Source organism: Marinihelvus fidelis, assembly GCF_008725655.1.
GTDB lineage: Bacteria > Pseudomonadota > Gammaproteobacteria > Xanthomonadales > SZUA-36 > Marinihelvus > Marinihelvus fidelis.
In genome coordinates this window covers 177767-203455 of sequence record NZ_VYXP01000005.1, presented here as the reverse complement: position 1 = coordinate 203455, position 25689 = coordinate 177767, and the positions used below count along the sequence as shown (strand labels likewise).

Sequence of the window (25689 nt, the reverse complement as noted above, 5' to 3'; positions counted from 1 at the left end):
ATGAGCGAACACAACGTGAGACCCAAGTTCGAGTTCATCGATCGCGCCCGGACCGAGCCGGACAAGTACCCTATCGAGGTGCGCCGGCACGAGTTCCGCGAGATCTATGAGCCTTTTGACATCAATGCCGGTGCCAACCAGTCGGAACGCTGCATCGCCTGTGGCAACCCGTACTGCCAGTGGAAGTGCCCGGTTCACAACTACATCCCGGACTGGCTGAAGCTGGCCGCCGAGGGGCGCATCATCGAGGCGGCGGAACTGGCCCACCGGACCAACTCCCTGCCCGAAATCTGCGGCCGAATCTGCCCGCAGGACCGCCTGTGCGAGGGCGCCTGCACGCTGAACTTCGGTTACGGCGCGGTCACCATTGGCGCGGTCGAGCGGCATATCGTCGACACCGCGTTCGCCGAGGGCTGGCGCCCGGACCTGTCTGGCGTCACACCCACCGGCCGCAAGGTCGCCGTTATCGGCGCCGGCCCGGCGGGCCTGGCCTGCGCCGATATCCTGGCGCGTAATGGCATCGAGGCCGTTGTCTACGATCGTCATCCGGAGATTGGCGGCCTGCTGTCATTCGGCATCCCCGAGTTCAAGCTGGAGCAGCGCATTATCCAGACCCGCCGCGGGATCCTGGAAGGCATGGGCATCCGCTTCGTGCTGGATACCGAAGTCGGAAAGGATGTGTCATTTGAGTCGATCATCGACGAACATGACGCGATCTTCCTGGGCCTGGGTACCTATTCGGCGCTGGACGGGCGCCTGCCGGGCCTGGATACACCGGGCACCCACAAGGCGCTGGATTACCTGATCGGCAATACCCGTTCATTGCTGGAGATGCCGGCTGGCGACTACCCGTTTATCGACCTGTCCGGCAAGCGCGTGGTGGTGCTGGGCGGCGGCGACACCGCGATGGACTGCGTGCGCACGGCCATCCGCCAGGGCGCCAGCGAGGTCCACTGCCTGTACCGCCGCGATCGTGAAAACATGCCCGGCTCACCGTCGGAAGTGAAAAACGCGATTGAGGAAGGGGTGAGCTTCCACTTCAATATCCAGCCGCTGGCAATCGAGGCCAACAAGGACGGTTCACTGGCCGGTGTGCGACTGGTGGAAACCGAGCTGGGTGAGCCGGATGAGTCCGGTCGCCGGCGTCCGGAACCGGTGGAAGGTAGCGAGCGCGTGTTCGAGGCCGATGCCGTGGTTATTGCTTTCGGGTTCAATGCCTCGCCGGCGCCGTGGTTCGACGACTTCGACATCGAGGTCAACGACTGGGGGCTGGTGAAGGCGTCCGAGCAAGGGCCCTACCCGTTCCAGACTACGAACCCGAAGGTGTTTGCGGCCGGTGACATGGTGCGCGGCGCCGATCTCGTGGTCACGGCCATCGCCGATGCCCGCAAAGCGGCCCAGGGTATCGCCGACCTGCTGACGGCGGAGGCCGTTGCCGAGCCTATTGCGAAAATCGCAGGTTGACCTGCAGCATGTGGTTGATGATGTCGGCGCCGTCGCGCACCCGGCCGTACTGGTTGAGATAACCAACTTCCACGCTGGCGTGCTCGCCGGTGTCGATGTTCAGCCCGACAAAGCTGCGGACCTGGTTCATGCCGGCGTTGCTGCCATTGGGATTGTGTACCTGGAAGAAAGGCTCGACGCTGAGCACCCAGGCGAGGTTGTCGCGCGTGCTGAAGGGGATATCCAGCCCCAGCTTGGTCCTGAACCGCCAGTACGTTCCGTCGCGCTTGTCGAAATCCCGCTGCTCGATCCGCGCGCGTGCGGAGAAGCTCCAGTCGTTGTCGAACCGGTGCTTCCATTGCACGGCCTGCCACAGGCGAACCTCGGTCAGCGAGCCACCCGCGACCAGCCGTGAGTGATGGCGGTCCAGTCCGCCCAGCAGGCTGAACCCGTGGTCGAGCCGGTATCCGGCGCCCACCCGCATGACGCTGTAGCGCAAGCCGTCGAACGCGTCATAGGCACGGTACTCGCCGTGCAGCACGTAGTTCCAGCGCGTATCTTCTGAGCGGCCGATGGGCCCCTTGAGCCCGGCCGTCAGCCAGGCGCCATGGTTGTGCTCGCGCGCGAGCGCGGACGGCGTCGCGAACAGCGAGCCGAGTAGAGCCAGTCGGGCAATCCAGGGGGCCAAGGGTCTCATGACACGTAATGTTACAGTTTTATGACAGCGCGTTGGGCGGCGCATCTTGGGCGATTCCCCGGGTAGAATCAAGGAACCGTGTCGCCGTGGCGCGGTCAGAGCACACTGGGTTTCAACATACAGGGGCAGGCGTCATGGGCAAGGTCATCACTGGGGTCATTCTGGTCGCGATCGCGGTGGTGCTGGCGTGGTTCCTGTCCGCGCGCGAAGACCAGCGCGCGCTGGAGCAGGCACAGGTGCTGCCCTCGGCACCGCTACCCGAGCAGGCTACGCCACCGGAAGTTCGCCATCCCATTGAGCCCCCGGTGACCGACGAACAACCCACCGTACTGGATGAACCTGAGACCGTCGAAGCTGAACCGGAAGTACCGCTGCCGCCACTGGGCGCAAGTGATGACACGATGGTTGCCGAGGCCACCGCGCTCGGGGGCGAAGCGCTCACCGACTGGCTGGTGACCGACCAGCTCGTCAGCCGTATCGTCGCCACCGTCGATGCGCTCGACAGCGCGCGCGTGGCGCAGCCCATGCGGCCGGTGGAGCCGGTGCCCGGCCGCTTCAAGGTGCTGGGCGAAGGCGACCAGGCGGCGCTCAGCCCGCAGAACGCGGAGCGCTACCAGCCCTATGTCGACCTGTTGCTGGGGCTGGGCCCGGAGCAGGTGGCCGGCCTGTACCGGCGCTATTACCCCCTGTTCCAGCAGGCTTACCGCGACCAGGGCTATCCCGATGCCTACTTCAACGACCGCCTGGTGCAGGTTATCGATCACTTGGCCGGCGCGCCGGCGCTCTCGGGCGTCCCCGAGCTGCGCCAGAACGAGGCCGTCTACGAATTCGTGAGCGAAGACCTGGAGCGCCTGTCCGCCGGCCAGAAGATGATGATGCGGCTGGGCCCGGAGAACGAAGCGCAGGTCAAAGCCTGGCTCGCTGAGTTCAGGGCGCAGGTCGCGGTCGCGGAGAATGACGCCGGGCGCTGATGCGCTGAAATCCTGCCGCGGCGATTGACTCGGGCCGGTGTCGGCCCCATCTGCTTTCAATGCCCCCACCGACTGAAAACCACGATCGGCCGAAGGCCGATTCGCTGAGACCGCTGCGCGCCCTGGTGCCGTTTATCCGCCCCTACCGGGGCGTCCTGCTGGCCGCGTTGGCAGCGCTGCTGTTGGCATCGGTCGCAATGCTGGCGCTGCCCGTAGCCCTTCGATTCCTGATCGATAATGGCTTTGTCGCCAACAACGCCGCGCTCGTCAATCGCTATTTCGGCTGGTTTTTTGCCGCGGCCGTGGCCTTTGGCGGTTTCGCCGCGCTACGTTTCTACCTGGTGTCGTGGCTGGGTGAACGCGTGGTCGCCGATCTCCGCGACGCGGTGTACCGTCGCGTCGTGCGCATGGACCCGACGTTTTTCGAAGTCACGCGAACCGGTGAAGTGCTTTCCCGTCTGACCGCCGATACCACGCTGGTGCAGAGTATTTCCGGTGTCAGCCTGTCGATCGCGCTGCGCTCAATGCTGAACCTGGCCGGTGGCTTGATCATGTTGATGCTGACCAGCCTGCAGCTGACCTTGTACATCCTGGTGGGCATCCCCGCCGTGGTGCTGCCGCTGATCCTGGTCGGGCGGCGAATCCGCGGGTTGTCCAGGGACGCGCAGGACCGCGTTGCAGATACCAGCGGCATCGCCGGTGAGACGCTGAATGCGATCCAGACGGTCCAGGCCTTCACGCTGGAGGACAACCAGGAGCAACGGTTCGGCGCCGCGGTGGCGGACAGTTTTCGGGCCTCGGTGCGACGGATCCGGATGCGTGCGGGTTTAACGGCGCTGGGCTTTGTCCTGGTGTTCGGCGCCATCACTTTGATCCTGTGGATGGGTTCGCGCGCCGTGCTGGCCGATGAAATGACCGGGGGACAGCTGGCGCAATTCCTGATGTATTCCGTGTTCGTTGGCGCCTCCGCCGCCGCGCTCAGTGAGTTGTGGGGCGATATTCAGCGAGGGGCGGGCGCCATGGAGCGGCTGGCCGAACTCCTGGGTGCGCGGCCGGCGATCGCCGCGCCGGAGCAGCCGTTGGCCCTGCCTGGGCGTGTCGATGGCCGCATCCGCTTTGAACAGGTGTCTTTCAACTACCCATCCAGGCCCGATGACCCGGCGCTGTCCGACATTGACCTGGATATCCGCGCTGGCGAGAACGTTGCTTTCGTCGGCCCATCGGGCGCGGGCAAGAGCACGTGCTTCCAGTTGCTACTGCGTTTTTACGACCCGGCGGCCGGCCGCATCACCGTCGACGACGTCGACATCAGCCAACTCGACCCGGTGGCGCTACGCCAGCAAATGGGGCTGGTGCCCCAGGACACCGTGCTTTTCGGCGAATCAGCGCGGGAGAACATTCGCATGGGGCGTCCGGATGCCACCGATGCCGAAGTCGAGCAGGCAGCAATCGCGGCGGCGGCCCACGACTTCATTGTCGGCCTGCCGGATCAATATGACACGTTCCTGGGTGAGCGCGGCATGCGCCTTTCGGGCGGCCAGAGGCAGCGCATTGCGCTGGCCCGTGCGATCCTCCGCGACCCGCCGATCCTGCTGCTTGACGAGGCCACCAGTGCGCTGGACTCCGAGAGTGAACGCCTGGTGCAGGCGGCGCTGGGAGAACTGATGCGTACGCGCACCACGATCGTGATCGCGCACCGCCTGTCGACCGTACTGAGCGCAGACCGGATCGTGGTATTCGACGGCGGCAGGATCGTGGCCACGGGCCGGCATGACGAACTGATCCGGGACAACCCGCTTTATGCCCGCCTGGCGGCGCACCAGTTTGGAGACAAAGAAAAAGCCCGGTAAACCGGGCTTTTTCCCATCTTCACGCGGGTGGCGACGTATGGATAACACGGCCTGCAGAGCGGACCTGCAGGCATTCCACGTGAATCATTCAAATTCGGTTGTCTGTGAGCCATGTAGGCCCATCGGGTCTAACAACGAGGTTCGCCTTCAACCGGAGCGCAGGGAGCTCCCGTTGGCCTCGCCTGGGGAAGTCAGGACGCCAGTCGTATGAAATTCCCCCCATTCATCCTGCGGCGTTAACCGAGAACGAAATCAGTATAGCGCAAAATTGGCTATTTTCCACTTTTTTCGCCAATAAGATGGTGTAAATGGCTGAAAACTAAAATAAGTATAAGCTGCAGACAAAATGCCGCTTTATCTCAACATTCTTCCCGCGACAATCCGGCGAATGAAAATCATTATCAAATAGTTGATTTATAAATGAAAAGGGCCGACACCCAGGCGGTGCCGGCCCAATGTCCCCGTTCAGGCGGGGCTCTTGTTGTCATTGTCTTTCACCGTCCGGGATCTGTACTCGCTTCGTCGCAGATGACCGAGGGTGATGGGTTGCCGCAGGGCGCGCGGCTGTCGATTTTCGGATAAATCACAAAAGAAATCGGCTGTGACTTATTGAATATACGATGTAATACCCAATATAGGTATAATCATACCCTATATGGGAATTAATGATCAAGCCGAGTCAGCCTGGCAGGCGATGTTTTCGCGCACGCGCGGTCGTGTGCTGGCACTGTTGTTTCGTCAGCCGGAGCGTAGCTTCTATGCCACCGAGATCGTCAGGCTGGCGGGTGTCGGTACGGGCTCGGTTCAGCGTGAGCTGTCCCGCCTGGTCGATGCCGGGTTGCTGAACTCGCACCGGGTGGGCAACCAGGTTCACTACCGTGCCGCGAACGGTCACCCGTTTCACGAGGCCATCATGATGATGGTCGAGGCACGCGCCGGAGACGGCGTCAGTCCCCCGCCTTCGGTCAGGGTACTCGCCGCCGCGCTGGGTCGCCGTGCCCAGTGGGTTTACTGGATTTCAAGGGACTCATCAGAAGGGCCGAGCCTGGTAATCGTGGCACCGGAACTTGACCGCTCGGAGCTCGAAGAGCACTTCAGTCCCGCTGTCGCAGCGCTGGGTTCACCGCCGCGGCTGATCCTGTTAAGGCCTGACCGCTTTAAGCGTTTGCTTGAAGTCGGTGACGAACGCCTGCTGTCGTTGCTGCGGTCGTCGGGCCAGGTGCTGGTCGGCGATGATGTTCTGCGGCTATCCTTGGGGCAGCACTCCCCATCGCCACTACTCCCGGAGAAAACATGAACGAAGACCACCTGGGTACGGGTTCTGACAGCCTGGACCTGGCGCCTTATGCCAGGGCGCTGGCCGATGTCATCGAGTCATGCGAGACACCCATGACCATCGGCATCCAGGGCGAGTGGGGTGTCGGCAAGACGACATTGATGAACATGCTCAGCGGTACGCATGTGGGGTCTTCGCCCCTGCTCGACAGCGCCAAATCCAGGGTCGTCACCCTGGATACCTGGCCTTACGCCCGGTTCGCCGGCGGCAGCGATCAACTGGTGGACAGCATCCGGGCCCTGGTGCGCAAATCAGCCGCGGTGCTTCTCGAGGCCGGTGCTGACGAGGGTGAAATGAGCAAGGCGCTGGCAGCGGCGTTAGGTCACCTGGAAGTGATGCGTCATCGCGCCGACCGGAAAGCGCCAGAACCGGCTGGGCCGGTGCCTGATACCGTCCTCGCCGAGGATATCTGTGTATTGCTCGACGCCTTTCGTACGTCATTCCAGGCCATCGTCAGCGCCTGGACCGGGAGTGACGTGCAACGTCGACTGGTTGTTTTCATCGATGATCTCGACAGGATCGAGCCTGTTGAGGCCGTCAGGATGCTGGAGTCAATCCGCCACTTCACCGACGTGCCCGGCTGTGTGTTCGTGATTGCCCTGGACTACGAAGTCATCCGCCAGGGCCTGGCGGCGCAGACCAGCGGGGCCGACGGGCAGGTCAACGGCAAGGCGTTCTACGATCGCTATGTCCAGCTGCCGTTTGTCATGCCCACCGAGGCCTACCCGATCGGTCGGTATGTCACGGGGTTGCTGCAGGGCATCGATTATCCCTACGCCGATGAGCTGACGTCTGACGCCGAGGCCCGGGCGTTCTACCATGACATCACGGTATGTACGGTTCGCCGCAACCCCAGGAATATCAAGCGTGCCGTCAACGCGGCCCGGTTGATGGAGCGCATCCGCTTCCTCAAGACCGGTCAGCCGTTATCGCGAAGGGATGCCCGCGTGTTGTACGCGCTGACCTGCATGCAGGTTGCCTGGCCGGAGCTGTTTTCGCATTTCGTGGCCGATCCGACAGTCGATACCGTGACCAGCCTGCAGAACTGGGCCTACCTGGAGCAACTGCCACGTGCGCGGCGGCTGTTCGGCCAGGGGGTCGACCCTGAGCGTGTGCACATTGGCATTTCAACGTTCTTCGACACGCTGTTCAGGCTTCTGGATGACAACGACGATGGCCAGATTGATACCGCTGAACTCAGGCCGGTGCTGGAATTGATGCACATGGCGCCTCGCGACGTGGAGCCGGAGCGCGAACGGCCGCGCGACTGGTTCGTTCGCCGTGTGCGCGAGAACAATGTTGATGGCGATACCCTGGTGGAGACCTTCCTGGAGCGCGTGTTTACCCGTTCGGTGTGGTACCTGGGCAGTGAGTGCCGCTACCTGCGCTCGGGCGCACGTTTCGTCACGCTGACGCATGACGGCCGGCAGATCGCATCGCTGGTCAGCCTGCGCGGCCAACCGTTTATCTTCCGCCTTGCGATGGCGCCGGAGAAAGTGAAGGCCGGGCTGAAGTCTTACTGGCAGAGCAAGAAGGCGATGAAGGAAGACGCCATCACGCTGACGCGGTCGGCCTTTGGCAAGGAAGCGTCAATGACCGGCTTTGGCGATACCTTCGTCGACTACTCGAAGATGACCCACATGCGCTCGGCGGAAGCCATCGGCCTGCTGAACGCGTTATTCAGGGTGGCCATCGGTGACTCGCCCGCGCAATGGGAGCTGGAGTCGAACGGCAAAAAGTAGTCTTTACGGCTGCACGCGCCGGCTCAGCACGCTGACTTTTTCTGCGCGGCTGGGAATGGGCACCTGGCAGACGTCGAGCACCTTTGGCGGGCGGTGGTCGAAGAACTCGTGGCGCCGGTCACGCCGGCTCTCCACGTAATCCCTGAACGCCGCGTCCGCGGTGTTCATGACGTAGTATTCCAGCCGCTCGTCTTCTTCCAGCTGATACCCCATGCGCATGCGCCCGATCCGGCTGCGTGCGAGTTCATTGGTGATGATGCCGTTCTCGTCGCGGTCACCGCGCTGGATCTTCTGGACCACGTCCATGCCGTCGATGACCCGGGCAAAGATGGTCAGGTTGCGGTCGAGGTAGCGCGGTGCCTGGCCGATGACGATATAGAAATCGGTCTGGCCGGAGTTGGGCTCGTTACCGCGCGCCATGGCGACCGCGCCCGGACAATGCGACAGCCAGACCGTTTTGCCGTCCCGGCCCACGGCGAAACCATCGCTGAAGCCGGTTTCCGGCGCGAACAGGTCAGGCTTCTGGACCGGGGTCCAGGGCAGGTCCGGGTCGAACTCGCGTTCAAACTCGGGGGGCAGGCCCTTGTCAGGCGTCTCGCCGGAAATATCGCTCTCATCACCGGCCTGGGCGACGAAGCCATCGATCACGCGGTAGAAGCTGAGGCCACGGTAGAAATCACTTTCCACCAGGGTGCGGAACCGCGCCGTAGTCTCCGGCGCGAATGCCGGGTTGAGTTCCAGCACGACCTGGCCCTCGTTCATGCCGATGAACACCAGGTTGGCGGGGTCGACCCGGCGCCAGGTCGGCTCGTCCTGGGCCGCGGCCGGCATGACAGCCAGCGCGGCCAGGAACAGGGCCAGGGCGAGGCGGTGCCTCACGGCATCTGGATACCGCCGCCCGGGCCGCCGAAGCCGCCCGGCACTTCGCCGCCCTTGGGCACGACGATCTGAGAAGCTGCTTCGCGCTGCATTTCCTTCAGCTCCTCCATGGTGCGCTCAACCGCTTCGCGGGCGGCATCACCAAAACCCTCGATCGCGGACTGCAGCGAATCGCCGGGCAGCTCGAAGTTCAGCGGCAGCGCGCCCGCGGGGGTCATGATCTGGGTGCTGCCGAAATACTGCACCGGGCGCGAGGCGTCGTCATCGCCGTCGGCCGTTACCGGCGTCAGCCGGCGCACGCTGCCAACGCGGCTGTCGGTGAAAATGTCCTCGCGGCAAAGCTGCGCCAGGTCCATCTGGATGTCCTGCATCTGTTCCATGTCTCTAACCTTTACTGAATGGGCGAATGTTCACGATGTGGGGGCAAACGGCCGGCAAGGCAACATCTTCCCGGGGTGGTGCGTAGCCTGCGTGGCGGGCTGAGGGCTGCGGCGGGGCTTTGGGAGACACGCTGTGAATACGTCCTTGTACGCTTATCGCCGGCATCCCTGCCGGCGATAGTCTCCCAAAGCCCCGCCACAGCCCTCACCCCTCGCATGCCACGCGCCACCTCGCATGCCGCACGCCACGCGTCGCGATGACGCCGCTTGCCGGGCTGTATGTGGCCTGGACCAGGGCTATCGGCGACAAGGATGTCGCTGATAAGCGTACAGGGATGTATTCACAGCGTGCCCTGGTCCAGGCCACACACAGCCCGGCCCGAAGCGGCGTCACGTTCAGCGGAGCTCGTGGAGCAGGTAGGTGTAGATGAGCGCCTGTACCCGCGCCGACTGCCGGTTATTGGCCGCGCCGCCATGCCCGCCCTCGATGTTCTCGTAGTACAGGTTCGGCAGCCCCATGTCGTTCATCTTCGCGACCATCTTGCGCGCGTGCGCTGGGTGGACGCGGTCGTCGCGCGTCGAAGTCGTGAAGAAGACGCGCGGGTAGTCCTTGTCCGCGTCCAGGTTGTGGTACGGCGAATAGTTCTGCAGCCAGGCCCAGTCGTCCGGGTTGTCCGGGTCGCCGTATTCTTCCACCCAGCTGGCGCCGGCCAGCAGCTTGTCGAAGCGCCACATGTCGAGCAGCGGTACCTGGCAGACCACGGCGTTGAACAACTCGGGGCGCTGCGTGAACAGCATGCCCACCAGCAGGCCGCCGCCGCTGCCGCCGCGGATGCCCAGGTGGGCGGGGGATGTGACCTTCCTGGCGATCAGGTCTTCGGCCACGGCATAGAAGTCATCGTAGGACTTCTGCCGGTTCTCGCGCTGCGCGGCCTGGTGCCAGGCCGGGCCGTACTCGCCGCCGCCACGGATGTTGGCGACCACGTAGACACCACCCTGTTCGAGCCAGTCCATGCCGATGGTGGCCGAGTAGTTGGGCGTCTGTGACACTTCGAAGCCGCCGTAGGCCCAGATCAGGGTCGGGTTGCTGGCATTCAGGTCCAGGTCTTTGCGGGCCACCATGAAATACGGCACGCGCGTGCCGTCCGCGGACCGGGTGAAGTGCTGGCTGACCTCGAACGGGTCGGCATTGAAGAAGGCTGGCAGCTCTTTCAGCCTGACCGGCGCCTCCGCGGTGCCGGCCTCGAACAGCGACGTGGGGGTGAGGAAGTCCGTGTAACTGAAGAACCAGTGATTGCTGTCGTCGCTGGTGGACACGATGTTGATCTGGCCCATGGTGGGCGCGTCCACATCGCGTTCTTTCCACTGGCCGTCGACCAGGCGGTGCTCGGTGAGACGGCTGCGGACATCGGTCATGCGGTTCACCAGCACACGGTCGCGAATTCGTGCCACACCATCGATGGCAGAGCGTGCGTCTGGCAACACCACCGGCTGCACCGTGCCCTCGCCGGCCAGCAGGTCATCCAGGTCGATGGAGACCAGTGCGCCCTGGGACCAGGTCTTGCCGTCGCGGGTCCAGTCGGACTTCAGCGACACCAGCAGCTGGTTGCGGAAGATGGTCTCGATGTTCGCATCCGCCGGGATGGGGATTGCCTTGAGCCCGTCGTCGCCAAACAGGTAGGTCTTCTGGCTGAAGAAGGTGGGCGCCACCTGCACCATTGGGTAGACCCGTTCCGGGGTATGGACCTGGTAGGCCCAGACGCCAATGTCGCTCGCCTGGCCTTCGTGGATGACCTCGGCCTGCTCCAACGGCGTGCCGCGCCGCCACAGCTTGGCGATGCGCGGGTAGCCGGACTCGGTCATCGAGCCGGGCCCGAAGTCGGTGCTGACCATCACCGTGTCGCGATCCATGAAGCTGGCGAAGCCCTTGGCTTCTGGCAGCTGGAAGCCGTCGTCGACAAAGGTCTTGCTGGGGAGGTCGAACTCGCGGGTGACGGAGGCATCGGCGCCGCCGCGTGACAGCGAAACCAGGCAGCGCTCGTAGCCGGGCTGCAGGCAGCTGGAACCGGCCCAGACCCAGTTCTCCCCTTCAGCCTCGGCCAGCGCGTCCAGGTCGATCAGGATCTCCCACGCCGGCTCGGCCTTGCGGTATTCATCGAAGGTGGTGCGTCGCCACAGCCCGCGCTCGTGCTCGGCGTCGCGCCAGAAATTGTAGATGTGCTCGCCGCGGATGGACGGGCTCGGGTACCGGTCCTGGGAGTCGTAGACCGCCAGGTTCTTCTCAAACAGCGGCTGGAATTCCGGCCGGGCTTCGAGCTCGGCCAGACTTTTCTCATTCTGCGCGCGGGCCCAGTCCAGGGCCTTTTCGCCCTCGATGTCCTCGAGCCACAGGTACGGGTCGTCGGTGTTCACGGTGGAGGTGTCCATGGCGTGGTTGATGACGGGCAAGCTGCCCAGGGTCAGCGCCAGCAGGCTGGCCAGCGTGCGGGAAATGGAAGTCATGGTTCGGGCCTAGAGTTCGTTTTCAATGGGAATCCAGCCGGTGATGCGGGCCAGGAACCGGCGCCAGGCGGTCGAACCCGGATCCTTGTCCCAGGTCTGCTGGCCGTCCGGGGTGTCGATGGTCCACAGCAGGTCGCCGTCCTCGACGGTCAGGCGGTACGCGTTACCGGGCTCGAAGGTTCTGTTCATGATGTCCAGCACGGTGTCGGCGAAGGCCTCGCCTTCCACCACCAGGGCGATCTCCGAGTTCCAGACCCTTGAGCGCGGATCCATGTTGTAGGAGCCGATAACACTGGTTTGCCGGTCGACGACGAAGGCCTTGGTGTGCAGCCCGGCATGCGAACTGGCGATATCGTCCTCCGATTCCTTCAGGAATTCGAGCAGTTCACTGTCGGCGCGCAGTTCGTACAGTTCGACACCGGACTCGATAATCTCCTTGCGATATTTCATGTAGAACGCGTGCACGCTCAGGTGGTTATTGGATTGCATGGAGTTGGTCATCATGCGGATGCGGACACCGCGCGCGTGCATATCCCTGGCCATGGCGATGCCTTCGTCCGAAGGAATCAGGTAGGCCGTCTGTACCGTGACCTGCTCACTGGCCTGCTTGGAGAGTTCGGTGACCAGGTCGGCCAGCGCCGATGCGCCGCTGCCCTCGAACTTCGACACCGGGTCGACCACCACGCGCGCCGGCGCCCAGGTCAGCCTGGCAGACAGTTCGTCCAGGTGCAGGTACAGCTCATCGCCTTCGAGCGGTACCTGGTAGGGCATGGTGTCCAGGTGCCCGGCCTGGGCGGTTTCCAGCCGTTCCCGCAGTGCGTCCAGCGCGCCGGGTGCGATCGCGTCTTCTTCGTAGAGCACCCCGACGGGCACGGCGTGGTGGTTATTCCAGTACAGGTCAAAGGCATCGCCGGCCTGCCGGGCAACGGGGCCCACGGCCAGTGCATCCAGGTCGTTAAAGTTCAGCTTGGGGTCGACGCCGAAATAGTCATCGCCGATGTTTCGCCCGCCCAGGATCGCCGCGGCGTTGTCGACCAGGAAGATCTTGTTGTGCATGCGATGGTTCAGCTTCGACTTGTGCGCCGCGAAACCCAGGTTGCGGGCCAGGCCGCGGTTGGGAATCGGGTTGAACACGCGCACCTGCACATTGGGGTGCCGGTCGATCGTGGCATAAACCTGGTCACGGCCATGGTGGTAGATGTCATCGATCAGCAGGCGCACCTGGACACCGCGGTCCGCGGCGGCCAGGGCCTGCAGCAACAGCAGTTCACCGGCGGTATCGCCCTTCCACAGGTAGTACTGCATGTCCAGCGTGTGCTCGGCCTGCGCCGCCAGCGCGTAACGGGCCATGAAAGCATGCCGCGGGTGAGGCAGCGCCACCACGCCGGACTTGCCCTGGTCGGTGGGCCCGGCCTGGTCAAAATACCGGCCAAGGGCGGTATTTGCGGGCTGTGGCCAGGCCTGCGAAGGCACCTGCTTCAGGTCCTCCGGCAGGCTGGCGCAGGCGCCAAGCAGCAGGGCGAGAAGCGCAATGGGAAAACTTCGAAATGCATGCATGGGGATCAGGTTGCGAAACGGTCTCGGCCGGAGCGTAGCACACCGGCCCGCCTGGCCGGCTGCGGTATCATGTGCGCTTCGAATTCACGACAGGCGACAGGCATGGCGGACAACAACAAGGAAGGCCGGGCGATTGGCGTGGGCGGCGTGTTTTTCCGCTCGCCGGACCCGGCCAAACTGGGCGACTGGTACAAGACCGCGCTGGGCATCTCGGTGGAATCCTGGGGCGACACCCGCGGCACCAGCTTCGCGCCGGACGACATGCCCCCCAACTCGTTCACCGTCTGGAGCGTTTTCGCGGCCGACACCGAATATTTCGGCAATGCCTCGCAGGGCTTCATGTTCAACCTGGTCGTCGACGACCTGGACAAGGCCCTGCGCCGCGTGGCCCTGGCCGGCGGCGAAGTCCTGCCCGAGCGCGAAGAAGCCGACTTCGGCCGCTTCGGCTGGTTCGTCGACCCCGACGGCAACCGCGTCGAGCTCTGGGAGCCGCCGGCGGAACTGCCCGACGTGACCGACGGCGACTGAGCCGAGCCATCACGATGAGCCTGCCCGACCTCACCGCACTCACCGCCCGCGTCGAAGAACTGGAAAGCCAGCTCGCATTTGCCGAGGCCACCCACCAGCAACTCGACGACACGGTGGCCCGCCAGGACCGCGAAATTAGCGCCCTGAAACGCGCTGTTGAAGCGATGGCACGCCGACTGGACGACCTGCGTGATTCCGGCGCCGGTGGCGGCAGTGATCCGGCGGACGAGGTGCCACCGCATTATTGATGGTGACACGTGACGCGTGACGCGTGACAGGTGACGTTTAGGATCACCTCAATCCTTACTCCTCCCTCCTTACACCTCCCTCTTCACCACTCCCGAATCTCGAGGGGCGGTTCCGCCAGGCGGCCGAGTTGCTCGCGCAGGCCCAGCACCAGGTTTTCCCAGTAACGCGGGTCGTCGAACCAGGGGAAGGCGATGGGGAAGGCCGGGTCTTCCCAGCGCCGTGCGAGCCAGGCGGCGTGATGGAGCATGCGCAGGGTGCGCAGGGCCTCGACCAGGTTCAGTTCGCGCAGGTCGAAGTCGTGGAACTCGCGGTAGCCCTGAACCAGGTCTTTGAGCTGGGTTTCCATCTCGTCGCGTTCGCCGGACAGGAACATCCACAGGTCCTGCACGGCGGGGCCAGACTGGCAGTCGTCCAGGTCGACAAAAAACGGGCCGTCGCGCCACAGGATATTGCCAACGTGGCAGTCGCCGTGCAGGCGGATGCTGCGAAAGCTGCCGGCGCGTTCCCAGGCGGCCTCGATGCCGGTCATCAGGTCTTCGCCCAGGCTGGAGAAAGCGGTTTCCAGGTGCATTGGCAGCCACTGGCCGGACATCAGCGCGTCGAGAGAGTCGCGGCCAAAGCGCGCCGGGGTCAGCGCGGGGCGCTCGGCGAAGGGTTTCGACGCGCCGACGGCGTGGATACGCGCCATGAATCGGCCGAGCCAGATACGGGTTTCGCGATCATCGAGCTCGGGCGCGTGGCCGCCGCGACGCTCGAACAGGGCGAAGCGGAAGCCGTCGTGTCGGAACAGCGTTCCGCCGTCGATGACCATCGGCGGAACCATGGGGATATCGGCGTCGGCCAGTTCCAGCGCGAAGGCGTGTTCCTCCAGGATCTGCGCGTCGGTCCAGCGGCCGGGGCGGTAGAACTTGGCCACCAGCGGCGGGCCTTCTTCCATGCCCACCTGGTAAACGCGGTTCTCGTAGCTGTTCAGCGCCAGCAGGCGGCCGTCGCTGAAACGGCCGGTCGATTCCACGGCGTGGATAACCGTGTCCGGGCCCAGTTCGTAGTACGGCGCGTTGTCGCTGGCATTGTCCATGCCCGCATCCTATACCCATTTATCCCGTAGAATGAGGCCGAATCCCACCTGGCCCTACTTAATGAGCGACAGCACCAACAGCCTTGCCCTTTACTGCGACTTCGAAAACATTGCCTTGGGCGTCCGCGATGCCCGTTACGCCCGCTTCAACATTGACGAGGTGCTTGAGCGCTTGCTGGTGAAGGGCAACATCGTGGTCAAGAAGGCCTACTGCGACTGGGAGCGCTACAAGGACTTCAAGAACGACATGCACGAGGCGTCGTTCGAGTTGATCGACATCCCGCACCGGCGCATGTCGGGCAAGAATTCGGCCGATATCCGCATGGTCGTCGACGCGCTGGACCTGTGTTACACAAAGGAGCACGTCGATACCTTCGTGATCATTTCCGGCGACTCGGATTTCTCGCCGCTGGTCTCCAAGCTGCGCGAGAACAACAAGCTGGTCATCGGCATTGGCGTGAAGGGTTCGACGTCTGACCTGCTGATTTCCAATTGCGACGAGTTCATTTTCTACGAGGACATCGTCCGCAAGGCCGAGCGCCGCAAGCCGAAGAAGAAATCGGCATCGAAGAAGGACGCCGGCGAGGCCAGGGCCGCGGGCAACGGTGGCGGCAAGTCCGGTGGCGGCAAGCCCGCGGAGGAGCGCGCACAGGAAGCCTTCGACCAGGTGCTGGAGACCATCGATGACCTGGTCAGCGAGCGTGGCGAGGAGTCCAATGTCTGGGGCTCGATGGTCAAGCAGGCGCTGAAACGCCGTAAGCCTTCGTTCAGCGAGAGCTACCACGGCTTTCGTTCATTCAGCGACCTGCTGCAGGAAATGGAGAAGCGCAAGCTGCTGAAGATGGAGCACGACCCCAAATCCGGCGGTTACATCATCACCGACTACCAGGGTGACTGAGGACGGGTAATGAGCCTGTTCGAGTTCATCGTCGGGTTCTACGTGGTCATCGCCGGCCTGGGCGTGACCCTGCTGGTGCGCAGCGTGGGCCAGATGATCGAGTCACGTGACCACATCAAGCCGTACTGGATCCATTCATGCTGGCTGGCGTTCATTTTCGTCATGCACGTCAACAGCTGGTTCATGCTCTGGGCCTACCGCGACCAGCCCAGCTGGAGCGTGGCGCAGTTGCTGCTGTTGTTGTCGGTGCCGATCCTGCTGTACCTGGCCAGCCACGTCAGCGTGCCGGAGATCCCCGAGCGCTCGGACGAGCGATTCGATATGCGTTTCTACTATTACCGACGCCACAGCATCCTGTTCGGGCTCCTGGCGTTGTCGACGACACTGTCCCTGGTCAGTGAGTACCTGCTGCTGGAACACGCGCGCTACTCCTGGCTGAACCTGCTGCGCGGCCTGGGCCTGGTGCTGCTGGTGGCCGGCCTGGTCAGCCGCCGCCCCGCCGTGCACGTCACCATCACGGTCATCGCGCTTGGCATCCTCATCTGCGGCCTGACCTTCATCGGCCGCCCGATCTCCTGACCCCCAGGGCTCCGCAGCCAAGAAAATTTCGCGAAGTTCGCGCAATTGATCGACCACACCAGATAAGAGCGGCACGCTCCCAGCCAAAGAACGCCCCTGAACCCGCACTGAAGCCTTTCCTGCCCCCAAAAAAAGAAAAGACCCGGCATCCGCGGGTCTTTTCCAAATCGTGGAGTTACGACTGGCATCTCACTCCACGTTTCCCCTAGGCCGTGATCTACAGACGATCCCCTTACCGTCCGACCTCGACTTCCCCCAAGCTAAAACCAAAATTCGGGGCGACTGTCGGGTGGCTACCCCTTCTCTGCTTCCGCGTTACTGACTTGCGGATTCCTTTCCACAGACAAGATGTTTGTTTTATCCCGTGTGCCTGCAGACCAGCGGATAGCCTGCGTGGCGGGCTCAGCAACCAAGGAGCCGTGTTTACGGGAAACAGCCTCTTCCCTTCAGCTTTTAAGTACCGTTGCCTGTCGTTGGTCAGGCTTCGGTGCCTAGCGGATAGGTTTAAAGCAATAAGTGTGCCACAATGCGTGGTTAGGGCTAAAAACGTGCTAAAACAGGGCGATGCGCCATTTTGGGGCAGGGGCGGTTGGTGCGCGGAAAACCGGAAAGTTGCCGTTTTGTGTTGCCCCGGTGACAAAAATTGTCAGCCGGGGCGGGAATTGTCGCCGAATTCAGTCGGCGTTGCTGCCGACCGGCTCCAGCCAGCCCCACTCATCCTCGGTACGGCCGTCGAACAGGCCGAAGAAGGCGTCCTGTACCGCGGTCGTGACCGGGCCGCGGGTGCCGTCACCGATCAGCAGGTGGTCGACCTTGCGTACGGGGGTGATCTCCACGGCGGTGCCGGTAAAGAAAATCTCGTCGGCGGCGTACAGCTGCTCGCGGGAGATGGACTGCTCGACCAGCTCATAGCCCAGCTTGCGCGCCAGCTTGATGGCCGTGTCGCGGGTGATGCCGCCCAGGATCGAGGCGGATACCGGCGGCGTCAGGATTCGGCCGTCGTTGATGACAAACACGTTCTCGCCGGAACCCTCACTGACCAGGCCGTCGGCGCCCAGGGCGATGCCCTCGGTGAACCCGCGGTCCTTCGCCTCGGTGACGATCAGGAAGCTGGACAGGTAGTTGCCGCCCGCCTTGGCGCCGGCAGGGATGGTGTTGGGCGCCACGCGTTGCCACGAGCTGACGCAGACCTCGACGCCGCGCTCGAGCACACCTTCACCCAGGTATGTGCCCCATTCGGCGGGAATGATGGCGGTCTCGACCACGTTCATGTCACCCGGCATCACGCCCAGGCCGCAGTCGCCGCGAAACGCGACCGGCCGCAGGTATGCGGACTCGTAACCATTGGCGCGTACAGTGGCCATGCAGGCTTCGTGAATCGCCTCGAACGAATACTTCATGGGGATGCGATAGATGCTGGCCGACCAGAAGAAGCGTTTCAGGTGGTCGTTCAGGCGGAATGCGCAGGGGCCGCGATGGGTGCGATACACGCGGACGCCCTCGAACACGGAGGAGCCGTAATGCAGGGCGTGGGATCGAATGCTGACATTGCATTCTTCGAGGTCGCGCAGGGCGCCGTTAAACCAGACTTTCAGCGTATCGCTCATGGAACATTCCGCAGCGGGGAAGAAAGGTGAAGTATCGGCGCGCATGGCGGACGAATCAATCGGCGCGGGGCACGATTGCGTACAATGACGGCATCAATCGAGGGAGCTGCAACGAGATGGAATGGAAACTGCTCGCCACTGTTTTCGCCAGTGTCTTTATCGCCGAAATGGCGGACAAGACACAGCTGGTGACCATGCTGTTCGCGGCCGACCGTGATGTCAGCCGCTGGACGGTTTTCCTTGGCGCTGCGGCGGCACTGGTGCTGACCTCGGCGATCGGCGTGGCGGCGGGCGCGGTGCTGTCCGAGGTGATTAATCCGCGGATCATGTCCCTGCTGGCCGGCTCCGGATTTATCGTCATCGGCGCCTGGGTGCTGTGGCAGGCCATCCACGGCGGCGCCTGAGCCACGTCCGGCATGAATCGCGCCACCGCGCATCATCACCATCATCACGCGCCCGACTACAACCGGGCGTTTGCCATCGGCGTATCGCTGAACCTGGTATTTGTCGCCGTCGAGGCCTGGTTCGGCTGGAAGGCCGATTCGCTGGCGCTGCTCACCGACGCTGGGCACAACCTGGGTGACGTGCTCGGCCTGCTGCTGGCCTGGGGCGCGAATGCGCTGGCAGAGCGGACGCCCTCACTGCGGCGCACTTATGGGTACTCCCGCGCGACCATCCTGGCCAGCCTGGGCAGCGCCATGCTGCTGCTGGGCGCGGTGGGCGCGATCGCCTGGGAGGCGGTGCAGCGGATAATGGCCCCGGCGGCCCCCGCGGGCCTGACCATCGTGGTCGTGGCTGCAATTGGCGTCATCATCAACACGCTGACGGCGCTGATGTTCATTTCCGGCAATGATCACGACCTGAACATCCGGGGCGCGTTCCTGCACATGGCCGCGGACGCCGTGGTGTCGGTGGGCGTGGTGATTTCGGGTGGCCTGATCCTGGCCTTCAGCTGGCACTGGGTGGATCCGGTCATCAGCCTGGCCATCGCCGTGGTGATCTTCCTGTCGACCTGGGGCCTGCTGCGCGACTCGCTGAACCTGGCCGTGGACGGCGTGCCACGGGATATCGACCCCGGCGCCGTGCGTGACTGGTTGCGCGACCGGCCGGGCGTGGTCGACCTGCACGACCTGCATATCTGGGGCATGAGCACGACCGATACGGCCCTGACCGCGCACCTGGTCATGGACCCGGTGCCGCGGGATGACGGCTTTATCCACGAAGTGACCTCGGGCCTGGCCGAGCGCTTCGGAATTCATCACGCCACGCTGCAGGTGGAGCACGTCGCGCGGGTTGACGATTGTCACCAGGCGACACACTGCGCGGAATGAACCGGGTTCGGGGGGGCCTCTTGAACGATTCGGACGTATTGAATGACAGCGCATTCGCGCGTGACGTGCTGGCCGGGCTCTCGGCCACGCCAAAACGCCTGATGTCGCGCTATTTCTATGATGAACGTGGGGACGAACTGTTCCAGGCCATCATGGCGTCGCCGGAGTATTACCTGACCGACTGCGAGCTTGAGATCCTGCGCGAGCAGGGCGAGCCCATGGCCACCGCGATGGCGACCGATGAGCCGTTTGAGCTGGTTGAGTTGGGTTCCGGCGATGGCAGCAAGATCCGCTACTTGCTGGACGCCCTGCAGGCCAACGGCGCGGATTTTTCCTATCGCCCGGTCGATATTTCCGCGGCGGTGCTGGACCAGCTGGCCGGGCGCCTGCGGCCGGGCCGGCCGTGGCTGGAACTGCGCCCAATGGCGGTTAATTACATGGCCTGGCTTGAAGACCTGGTGCCGGGTGAGCAACGACGGGTGTTCGCGTTCATGGGCTCAAACCTGGGCAATTTTGGTGACGAGGGCGCGGTCGGCTTCCTGTCGCTTCTCCGCCGCGCCATGGGGCCGCGGGACGCCCTGTTGATCGGGCTGGACCTGAAGAAGGACCCGGCGATTATCCGCGCGGCCTACAATGACGCGGCCGGCGTGACGGCGGCGTTCAACCTGAACCTGCTTGCGCGCATCAACCACGAGCTTGGCGGCGAGTTTGACCCGGCGGGTTTTGAGCACGCGCCGGAATATGACCCGGCGACCGGGGCGGCGCGCAGCTGGCTGCGCAGCCTGCGTGACCAGCGCGTCCCGATCGCGGCATTGGAACGCGACTTCACATTCGCCCAGGGTGAACGCGTGTTCATGGAGATTTCCCAGAAGTATGACGACGCGATGATCGCCGACCTGTCAACGCGGTCCGGTTTTCGCGTGGCTGCGGATTTCCGCGACCGCCGCGGCTGGTTCACCGACCAGCTCTGGGTGCCCTTGACCGGTGACCGGGGGTCGACATTGAAGAACGGGCCGCCGGCAGGCTAAACCGTGGCTGCGCCTAGGGCTGGCTGGCCAGCGAGTCCGCCAGGCGGTCCAGTTGCTGGCCCAGCACGCCGTCGACTGCGGGCGCCAGGTCGGCAAAGCCTTCCGGCCGGTGGCCGCTGACGATGTAGCGCCATTCGACCAGGGTGCCGGCCGCGGTGTCACCCGAGGTTTCCCTGGCGCTGACGCGCCAGGTCATGGTGCCGCTCAACCCCAGCTCCATCAGCGGCCCAAGGCCACCGCGCAGGCGCAGGCTCTGGCCGGGTACCAGATAAACGACCCGCATGTGCTCGGCCCAGCCACCGTTGGGCAGCCACTCGCAGAAGCAGCCGTCGGGCTTGGCCTCGAGGTTCAGCTTCGACGCGTCACCGCTCCAGGTGTGGGATGGATCCCACCAGCTGCCCACGCGCCGGGTCATCGCGGCCCAGGCCTGCTGCGGCGTCACACCGGGCAGGTTGCGTTGCTGCACGATGCCAAAGCCGTTGGCATCCGTTGACGTGACCTCGGCGGCGGCCATGGCCGGGGCCAGCAGCATGGCGGCGAGCAGGCCGGCCAGCCGTGCCGGGCCAAGATGCGGTCGGATCGTTTTGCGACGGCTGGCCATCATTGGCCGCGGTTGGCGTGGTCCACCAGGACCCGCGCCACGCAGGTGGTCAGCTTCTTGACGAACGGCAGGTGCAGGAACTCGTTCGGGCCGTGGGCGTTGGACTTGGGCCCCAGCACGCCGGTGATCATGAACTGCGCCTCCGGGTAGGCATCGCCGAGCATAGCCATGAACGGAATCGTGCCACCCTCGCCCATGTACATCACGCCCTTGCCGTAAGCGGCCTGCGAGGCGCGTTCCAGCGACTCGTGCAGCCACGGGGCAACGTCCGGCGCGGTCCAGCCGGTGGCGGCCTGGTCGGCTTCGAACTCAACCTTCGCGTTGTGGGGCGGGTTTGCCTCCAGCGTCGTCTTCATCTGCCGCGTGGCCTCTTCGCCGTCCACGGTGGGCGGCAGGCGCATCGACAGTTTCAGGCTGGTGTGCGGGCGCAGCACGTTGCCGGCATTGGCCAGCGACGGCATGCCGTCGACACCCGTGTAGGACAGCGCCGGGCGCCAGGTGCGATTCAGAATCCGGTCAACGTTGTTGTCGGCCTGCGGCTCGACGCCCTTGACAAAGGGGTAGGCTTCCCAGACCGCATCGCCCAGGGCCTCGGCCATTTTCTCCGTCTGCTGAAGGCGCTCGGCGGGGATCTCGGTGTGCAGGTAGTCCGGCAACACCTGGCCGGTGTCCTCGTCTTCCAGGCGGGCGACCAGCTGGCGCAGCACACGGAAGCTGGACGGCACCACGCCCGAGGCATAGCCGGAGTGCACGCCTTCTTCCAGCACGTCGGCGCGCAGGGTGCCTGCGGCCATGCCGCGCAGCGACACGGTCAGCCAGAGTTGCTCGTAGTTGCCGGCGCCGGAATCCAGGCAGACCACCAGCGACGGCTGGCCGATGCGGTCTTCCAGGTGCTCGATGTAGTGCGGCAGGTCGTAGCTGCCCGACTCCTCGCAGGCCTCGATGATGACCACGCAGCGCGTATGCGGCAGCTGCTGGCGCTGCACCGCCAGGATCGCGGTCAGCGAGGCATAGGCGGAGTAACCGTCATCGGCGCCGCCGCGGCCGTAGAGCTTGTCGTCCTTGATGACCGGCTTCCATGGGCCCAGGTCATCGGCCCAGCCGGTCATTTCCGGCTGCTTGTCCAGGTGGCCGTAGAGCAGCACCGTGTCGTCGTTGCTGCCGCCGCCGGTTGCCGGGATATCCATGAAGATCAGCGGTGTGCGGCCCTCCAGGCGGACGATCTCGATGTGCATGCCGGGCAGGTCCTGCTTCGCGCACCAGTCATGGATCTGCTGCACAGCCTGCTCCATGTAGCCGTGCTCGGCCCAGTCGGGGTCAAAATGGGGCGACTTGTTGGGAATACGGATGTACTCGATCAGCTCGGGGGTGATCTCGTCGTTCCATTTTTCGTCGATAAACTGCTGGGCGACTTGCTGGTCCATGGGCGTACCGCTTCGATTGGATGGGATGCGCCATTATCGCATGCCGGCCGTGGCGCCGTCGGCATATGCCTTTCTGTTATGCTTGCCGCGATTTCGCTGTGGATAACTCCATAGCCAACACTGATAACGATTCCAAAAGACTTTCCAGGGAGAGCATTCGTGAGCCAACCCGAATCCACGACACCGCACCAGCCCGGCCTGCCCGCCGGCGAATTCCTGGGGCACCCGAAGGCCCTGTGGCAACTGTTTACCATCGAGATGTGGGAGCGCTTCGCCTTTTACGGCATGCGCGCCATCCTGGCCGTTTACGTGGCCACCACGTTCTTCGGCCACCTGGGCGACCAGGCCAACGCCGAGGCCAGCCTGGTCTACGGCGGCTACACCGCGCTGGTCTACGCTACCGGTATCGCCGGCGGCTACGTCGCCGACCGCGTGCTGGGTTACCAGCGTTCGATTTTGTTGGGTGCCATCATCATGGCCGCCGGCCTGTTCGTGCTGACCATCGAGGACCTGAACTGGTTCCTGATCGGCCTGGCGCTGGTGGTGGCCGGCAATGGCCTGTTCAAGCCGAATATCTCGGCCATGATCGGCAAGTTGTATGCACCGGGCGATGTGCGCCGTGATTCCGGTTTCACGATCTTCTACATGGGCATCAACCTGGGCGCCTTCATCGCGCCGTTCATCACCTCGGCGTGGATCGGCACCCAGTACGGCCTGAAGTGGGGCTTCTTCGCCGCCGGCATCGGCATGATCCTGTCGACGCTGTGGCTGGAATGGGCCAAGGGTTCGCTGGGTTCGGTCGGGCGGCCGGAGCCGGGCAAGGACAGCTGGACACGGTTTTTCGTGGTCGGCCTGGCGGCCCTGGGCCTGGCGGCGGTGTGCTACTTCCTGCTGTCAGCCAGCACCGTGCTGGGCTTCATCCTGGTCGGCATCATGGCCGGGCTGTGCGTGTACTTCGTCGTTTCCGGCGTTCGCCTGGGCAAGGTGCAGCTGCAGCGCTACATCGCCATGCTGCTGCTGTTCCTGGCCAACGCCTGTTTCTGGGCGCTGTTTGAGCAGGCCGGCAGCTCGCTGAACTTCTTCGCGCGCGAATTCTCCACGCCCATGTACGGGGACAGCGCGTCCTGGCAGGCCGGCGGTTTCGGCGTATTCCAGTCCGCCAACCCGCTGTATATCCTGCTGTTCGCGCCGGTGTTCGCAGCGATCTGGCCGCGGCTGGAGAAACTGGGCATGAACCCGTCGATCCCGCGCAAGTTCGCGCTCGGCCTGATCCAGGTCGCGTTGGGCTTCTTCGTGCTGGTCTGGGCCATCAACAACATGCAGAACCCGGCCGGCCTGGTGCCGTGGATTTTCCTGGCGATCTGTTACCTGCTGCACACCACCGGTGAGCTGTGCATTTCGCCGATTGGCCTGTCGATGGTGACCAAGCTGGCCGACGACAAGGACGTGGGGCTGGCCATGGGCGGCTGGTTCCTGTCGATCGCCATGGCGCAGTACGTGGCCGGCATCATCGCCGCCATCGCGTCCGGTGGCGGGCATGGCCCGGCCGAGGGCGCGGCCATCGCGCAGTATTCCGACACCTACATGCAGCTGTTCTGGCTGGGCCTGGTGTTCGGTATCGTCTACCTGGTCGCCGCACCGCTCATCAACAAGCTGATGCACGGGGTCAAGTAAGCGCGACCACCCCGTCGAGTTCAAACAACAGCTCCGGCCGGCAGATGTCGGCCCGGAGCACGGTTGTCTTTTCCAGTGGAACGCCGCCGCGCGCCAGCGCGGCCAGGCAATCGTCCAGGTCATCGGCATGGCGCAGGTAGACGCGGTAGGCGCCGCCTTGGTCGAAGCCCGCTTTCAGTCCCGTGGCCGTCGTGCAGGCCGCGAACAGGCTCTGCCAGTTGCGCAGGGTTTCCTCCACCTGTGAAACCAGGCAGTCGGCGTGCTTCGACTGGTGCCCGACAATCGCGGCGGTACCGGATACGAACAGCCGGTCCCGGCCCGGTCCGGCCACCACGGCGCGGCTGAAGGACGGGCTGCGCGGGCCATACTGGCGCGGGTATTCGAAGGCGCTCACCTGGCGCGGGTTCTCGATGTACAGCGGCGCCTCGCGGCTGGCCAGCGCCTGTACCTGCAGGCCGGCGTCGGCGCTGAACCCCACCCCGGTGCCGGCGGGCATTGGCCGGTCGGCGTAGGCGGCGTCGATGGCGCGGGCACGGCCCAGGCAAAAGCGCTTGTAAATCTCGTCGTCACCCTCGCCGTGGTTGATATCGGGGACGTGATTCCAGGCCTTGATGATGTGGCGGAAGCCGCGTTCGTCAAGGTGCCGGAACAGCTCCCGGTAGAGGCGCTCGGCGGCGGCCATGATGTCTTCCCCGGGTGCCGCGCGCAGTTCGACGAACAGCAGGTTGCCGGCATCAGCGCTGGTCCACGATTCGATGCGGGGCCCGGCCAGGTGCGCCATGTCGACGGTAAAGACGCCATCGCCAGGCCGCGCGCCGGGGCGAAAATCGAACCGCGCAAACTCGGTGCCGGGGCTGGCGTCATCGAGCGCAAACGACATCGCCGCGCCCGCGTGCTGCGGGAAGGGTTCAGGCGAGACCATGGGCGCTGTCGGTTCGGGCCAGGGGCATTTCTCTATCCGGTATCGTGGAGCGGGGGCAGAATAATATAAACTGCGCGGCTGATACACACCGAAATGGCACCCGCCATGGGCGCCCGAAGCAGATTGTCATGACTGAAACCTCACTGATGGAAAAGGAACTCGCCACGCTGATCGTCGAGGTGCTGAATCTCGAGGATGTCGAGGCGTCGGAAATCGAACCGGAAGAACCCCTTTTCGGCGAAGGGCTGGGCCTGGACTCCATTGACGCGCTGGAGCTCGCGCTCGCGCTGTCGAAGACCTATGGCGTCGAGGTAAAGGCCGAGGACGAGGCCACGCGCGAAGTCTTCCGTGACCTGCGCAGCCTGGCTCGCTTCGTCGAAGAGGAACGCACTTCCGGCTGAGCGCCGGCGGCG

The 25689-nt window shown here is 64.2% G+C and carries 24 protein-coding genes; 14 read left to right on the top strand and 10 right to left on the bottom strand.

The genetic code is table 11. From position 1 onward, the window contains the following. Window positions 1-1464: an FAD-dependent oxidoreductase gene (locus tag F3N42_RS08910; protein ID WP_150864079.1), complete on the top strand. Its 1464-nt coding sequence runs from the start codon at window positions 1-3 to the stop codon at window positions 1462-1464. Here F3N42_RS08910 and F3N42_RS08905 read toward each other — a convergent pair. Next, window positions 1442-2140, bottom strand: coding sequence for a DUF2490 domain-containing protein (locus F3N42_RS08905; RefSeq protein WP_191621320.1), 699 nt, complete (start codon window positions 2138-2140; stop codon window positions 1442-1444). The genes F3N42_RS08910 and F3N42_RS08905 overlap by 23 nt on opposite strands. 134 nt (window positions 2141-2274) lie before the next feature. Between F3N42_RS08905 and F3N42_RS08900 the strand changes: the two genes are divergently transcribed. The 4 genes from F3N42_RS08900 (at window position 2275) to F3N42_RS08885 (ending at window position 8039) form a co-directional block, all read left to right on the top strand. Then, a complete protein-coding gene (locus F3N42_RS08900; RefSeq protein WP_191621319.1) occupies window positions 2275-3111 on the top strand; it encodes a DUF3014 domain-containing protein in 837 nt (278 codons plus the stop codon). A 59-nt stretch (window positions 3112-3170) separates the two neighbouring features. Continuing rightward, window positions 3171-4961 carry an ABC transporter transmembrane domain-containing protein gene (locus F3N42_RS08895; protein WP_150864076.1) on the top strand — a complete coding sequence of 597 codons (1791 nt, stop codon included), beginning with the start codon at window positions 3171-3173 and terminating at the stop codon, window positions 4959-4961. A gap of 655 nt (window positions 4962-5616) precedes the next feature. Then, on the top strand, window positions 5617-6258 hold the full coding sequence (locus tag F3N42_RS08890; RefSeq protein ID WP_150864075.1) for a winged helix-turn-helix domain-containing protein: 642 nt from the start codon (window positions 5617-5619) through the stop codon (window positions 6256-6258). Next, window positions 6255-8039: a KAP family P-loop NTPase fold protein gene (locus F3N42_RS08885; protein WP_150864074.1), complete on the top strand. Its 1785-nt coding sequence runs from the start codon at window positions 6255-6257 to the stop codon at window positions 8037-8039. The genes F3N42_RS08890 and F3N42_RS08885 overlap by 4 nt, the downstream gene beginning before the upstream one ends. A gap of 3 nt (window positions 8040-8042) precedes the next feature. Here the strand turns inward: F3N42_RS08885 and F3N42_RS08880 are convergent, their stop codons facing one another. The 4 genes from F3N42_RS08880 to F3N42_RS08865 form a co-directional block, all read right to left on the bottom strand. Beyond that, window positions 8043-8918 (bottom strand): peptidylprolyl isomerase, encoded by an 876-nt coding sequence (locus F3N42_RS08880; RefSeq protein WP_150864073.1) that lies wholly within the window; start codon window positions 8916-8918, stop codon window positions 8043-8045. After that, window positions 8915-9298 carry a hypothetical protein gene (locus tag F3N42_RS08875; protein WP_150864072.1) on the bottom strand — a complete coding sequence of 128 codons (384 nt, stop codon included), beginning with the start codon at window positions 9296-9298 and terminating at the stop codon, window positions 8915-8917. The genes F3N42_RS08880 and F3N42_RS08875 overlap by 4 nt, the downstream gene beginning before the upstream one ends. A gap of 396 nt (window positions 9299-9694) precedes the next feature. Next, on the bottom strand, window positions 9695-11800 hold the full coding sequence (locus F3N42_RS08870; RefSeq protein WP_224784828.1) for a prolyl oligopeptidase family serine peptidase: 2106 nt from the start codon (window positions 11798-11800) through the stop codon (window positions 9695-9697). A gap of 9 nt (window positions 11801-11809) precedes the next feature. After that, entirely contained in the window at window positions 11810-13357 is a 1548-nt protein-coding gene (locus F3N42_RS08865; protein ID WP_150864071.1) for a phospholipase D family protein, read from the bottom strand. 102 nt (window positions 13358-13459) lie between these two features. Between F3N42_RS08865 and F3N42_RS08860 the strand changes: the two genes are divergently transcribed. Both F3N42_RS08860 and F3N42_RS08855 read left to right on the top strand, forming a co-directional pair. Next, window positions 13460-13885 (top strand): VOC family protein, encoded by a 426-nt coding sequence (locus F3N42_RS08860; protein ID WP_150864070.1) that lies wholly within the window; start codon window positions 13460-13462, stop codon window positions 13883-13885. A gap of 14 nt (window positions 13886-13899) precedes the next feature. After that, on the top strand, window positions 13900-14133 hold the full coding sequence (locus tag F3N42_RS08855; protein ID WP_150864069.1) for a SlyX family protein: 234 nt from the start codon (window positions 13900-13902) through the stop codon (window positions 14131-14133). Window positions 14134-14216: 83 nt separating this feature from the next. On the opposite strand, the gene F3N42_RS08850 is transcribed toward F3N42_RS08855, so the two are convergent. Next, entirely contained in the window at window positions 14217-15212 is a 996-nt protein-coding gene (locus F3N42_RS08850) for a serine/threonine protein kinase (protein WP_150864068.1), read from the bottom strand. Between the two features lie 61 nt (window positions 15213-15273). On the opposite strand from F3N42_RS08850, the gene F3N42_RS08845 reads away from it, so the two are divergent. Beyond that, window positions 15274-16110: an NYN domain-containing protein gene (locus F3N42_RS08845; RefSeq protein WP_150864067.1), complete on the top strand. Its 837-nt coding sequence runs from the start codon at window positions 15274-15276 to the stop codon at window positions 16108-16110. Window positions 16111-16119: 9 nt separating this feature from the next. Continuing rightward, window positions 16120-16689, top strand: coding sequence for a hypothetical protein (locus tag F3N42_RS08840; RefSeq protein WP_150864066.1), 570 nt, complete (start codon window positions 16120-16122; stop codon window positions 16687-16689). Between the two features lie 674 nt (window positions 16690-17363). Here the strand turns inward: F3N42_RS08840 and F3N42_RS08835 are convergent. Beyond that, on the bottom strand, window positions 17364-18296 hold the full coding sequence (locus tag F3N42_RS08835; protein ID WP_150864065.1) for a branched-chain amino acid transaminase: 933 nt from the start codon (window positions 18294-18296) through the stop codon (window positions 17364-17366). Window positions 18297-18412: 116 nt separating this feature from the next. Here F3N42_RS08835 and F3N42_RS08830 point away from each other — a divergent pair, with 116 nt between their 5' ends. Genes F3N42_RS08830 through egtD form a run of 3 tightly spaced genes read left to right on the top strand, consistent with a single transcriptional unit; the run spans window position 18413 to window position 20655 of the window. Beyond that, entirely contained in the window at window positions 18413-18700 is a 288-nt protein-coding gene (locus F3N42_RS08830) for a TMEM165/GDT1 family protein (RefSeq protein WP_150864064.1), read from the top strand. Window positions 18701-18712: 12 nt separating this feature from the next. Continuing rightward, window positions 18713-19627, top strand: a complete 915-nt coding sequence (locus F3N42_RS08825) for a cation diffusion facilitator family transporter (RefSeq protein WP_150864063.1) — start codon at window positions 18713-18715, stop codon at window positions 19625-19627. 20 nt (window positions 19628-19647) lie between these two features. Next, complete coding sequence (gene egtD, locus F3N42_RS08820) at window positions 19648-20655, top strand: L-histidine N(alpha)-methyltransferase (RefSeq protein ID WP_191621318.1); 1008 nt, start codon at window positions 19648-19650, stop codon at window positions 20653-20655. A 13-nt stretch (window positions 20656-20668) separates the two neighbouring features. Here the strand turns inward: egtD and F3N42_RS08815 are convergent, their stop codons facing one another. Beyond that, the gene (locus tag F3N42_RS08815) at window positions 20669-21256 is read right to left on the bottom strand and encodes an SRPBCC family protein (RefSeq protein WP_150864061.1); all 588 of its coding nucleotides are present in this window, start codon (window positions 21254-21256) and stop codon (window positions 20669-20671) included. Then, window positions 21256-22680 carry a M20 family metallopeptidase gene (locus F3N42_RS08810; protein ID WP_150864060.1) on the bottom strand — a complete coding sequence of 475 codons (1425 nt, stop codon included), beginning with the start codon at window positions 22678-22680 and terminating at the stop codon, window positions 21256-21258. Before F3N42_RS08810 ends, F3N42_RS08815 begins: the two co-directional genes overlap by 1 nt. Window positions 22681-22839: 159 nt before the next feature. Here F3N42_RS08810 and F3N42_RS08805 point away from each other — a divergent pair, with 159 nt between their 5' ends. Further along, entirely contained in the window at window positions 22840-24354 is a 1515-nt protein-coding gene (locus tag F3N42_RS08805; protein ID WP_224784827.1) for a peptide MFS transporter, read from the top strand. Here F3N42_RS08805 and F3N42_RS08800 read toward each other — a convergent pair. Continuing rightward, window positions 24347-25276, bottom strand: coding sequence for a chorismate transformation enzyme, FkbO/Hyg5 family (locus F3N42_RS08800; RefSeq protein ID WP_150864059.1), 930 nt, complete (start codon window positions 25274-25276; stop codon window positions 24347-24349). The genes F3N42_RS08805 and F3N42_RS08800 overlap by 8 nt on opposite strands. Window positions 25277-25404: 128 nt before the next feature. Between F3N42_RS08800 and F3N42_RS08795 the strand changes: the two genes are divergently transcribed. Then, window positions 25405-25677, top strand: a complete 273-nt coding sequence (locus tag F3N42_RS08795; protein ID WP_150864058.1) for a phosphopantetheine-binding protein — start codon at window positions 25405-25407, stop codon at window positions 25675-25677. Window positions 25678-25689: the final 12 nt, after the last annotated feature.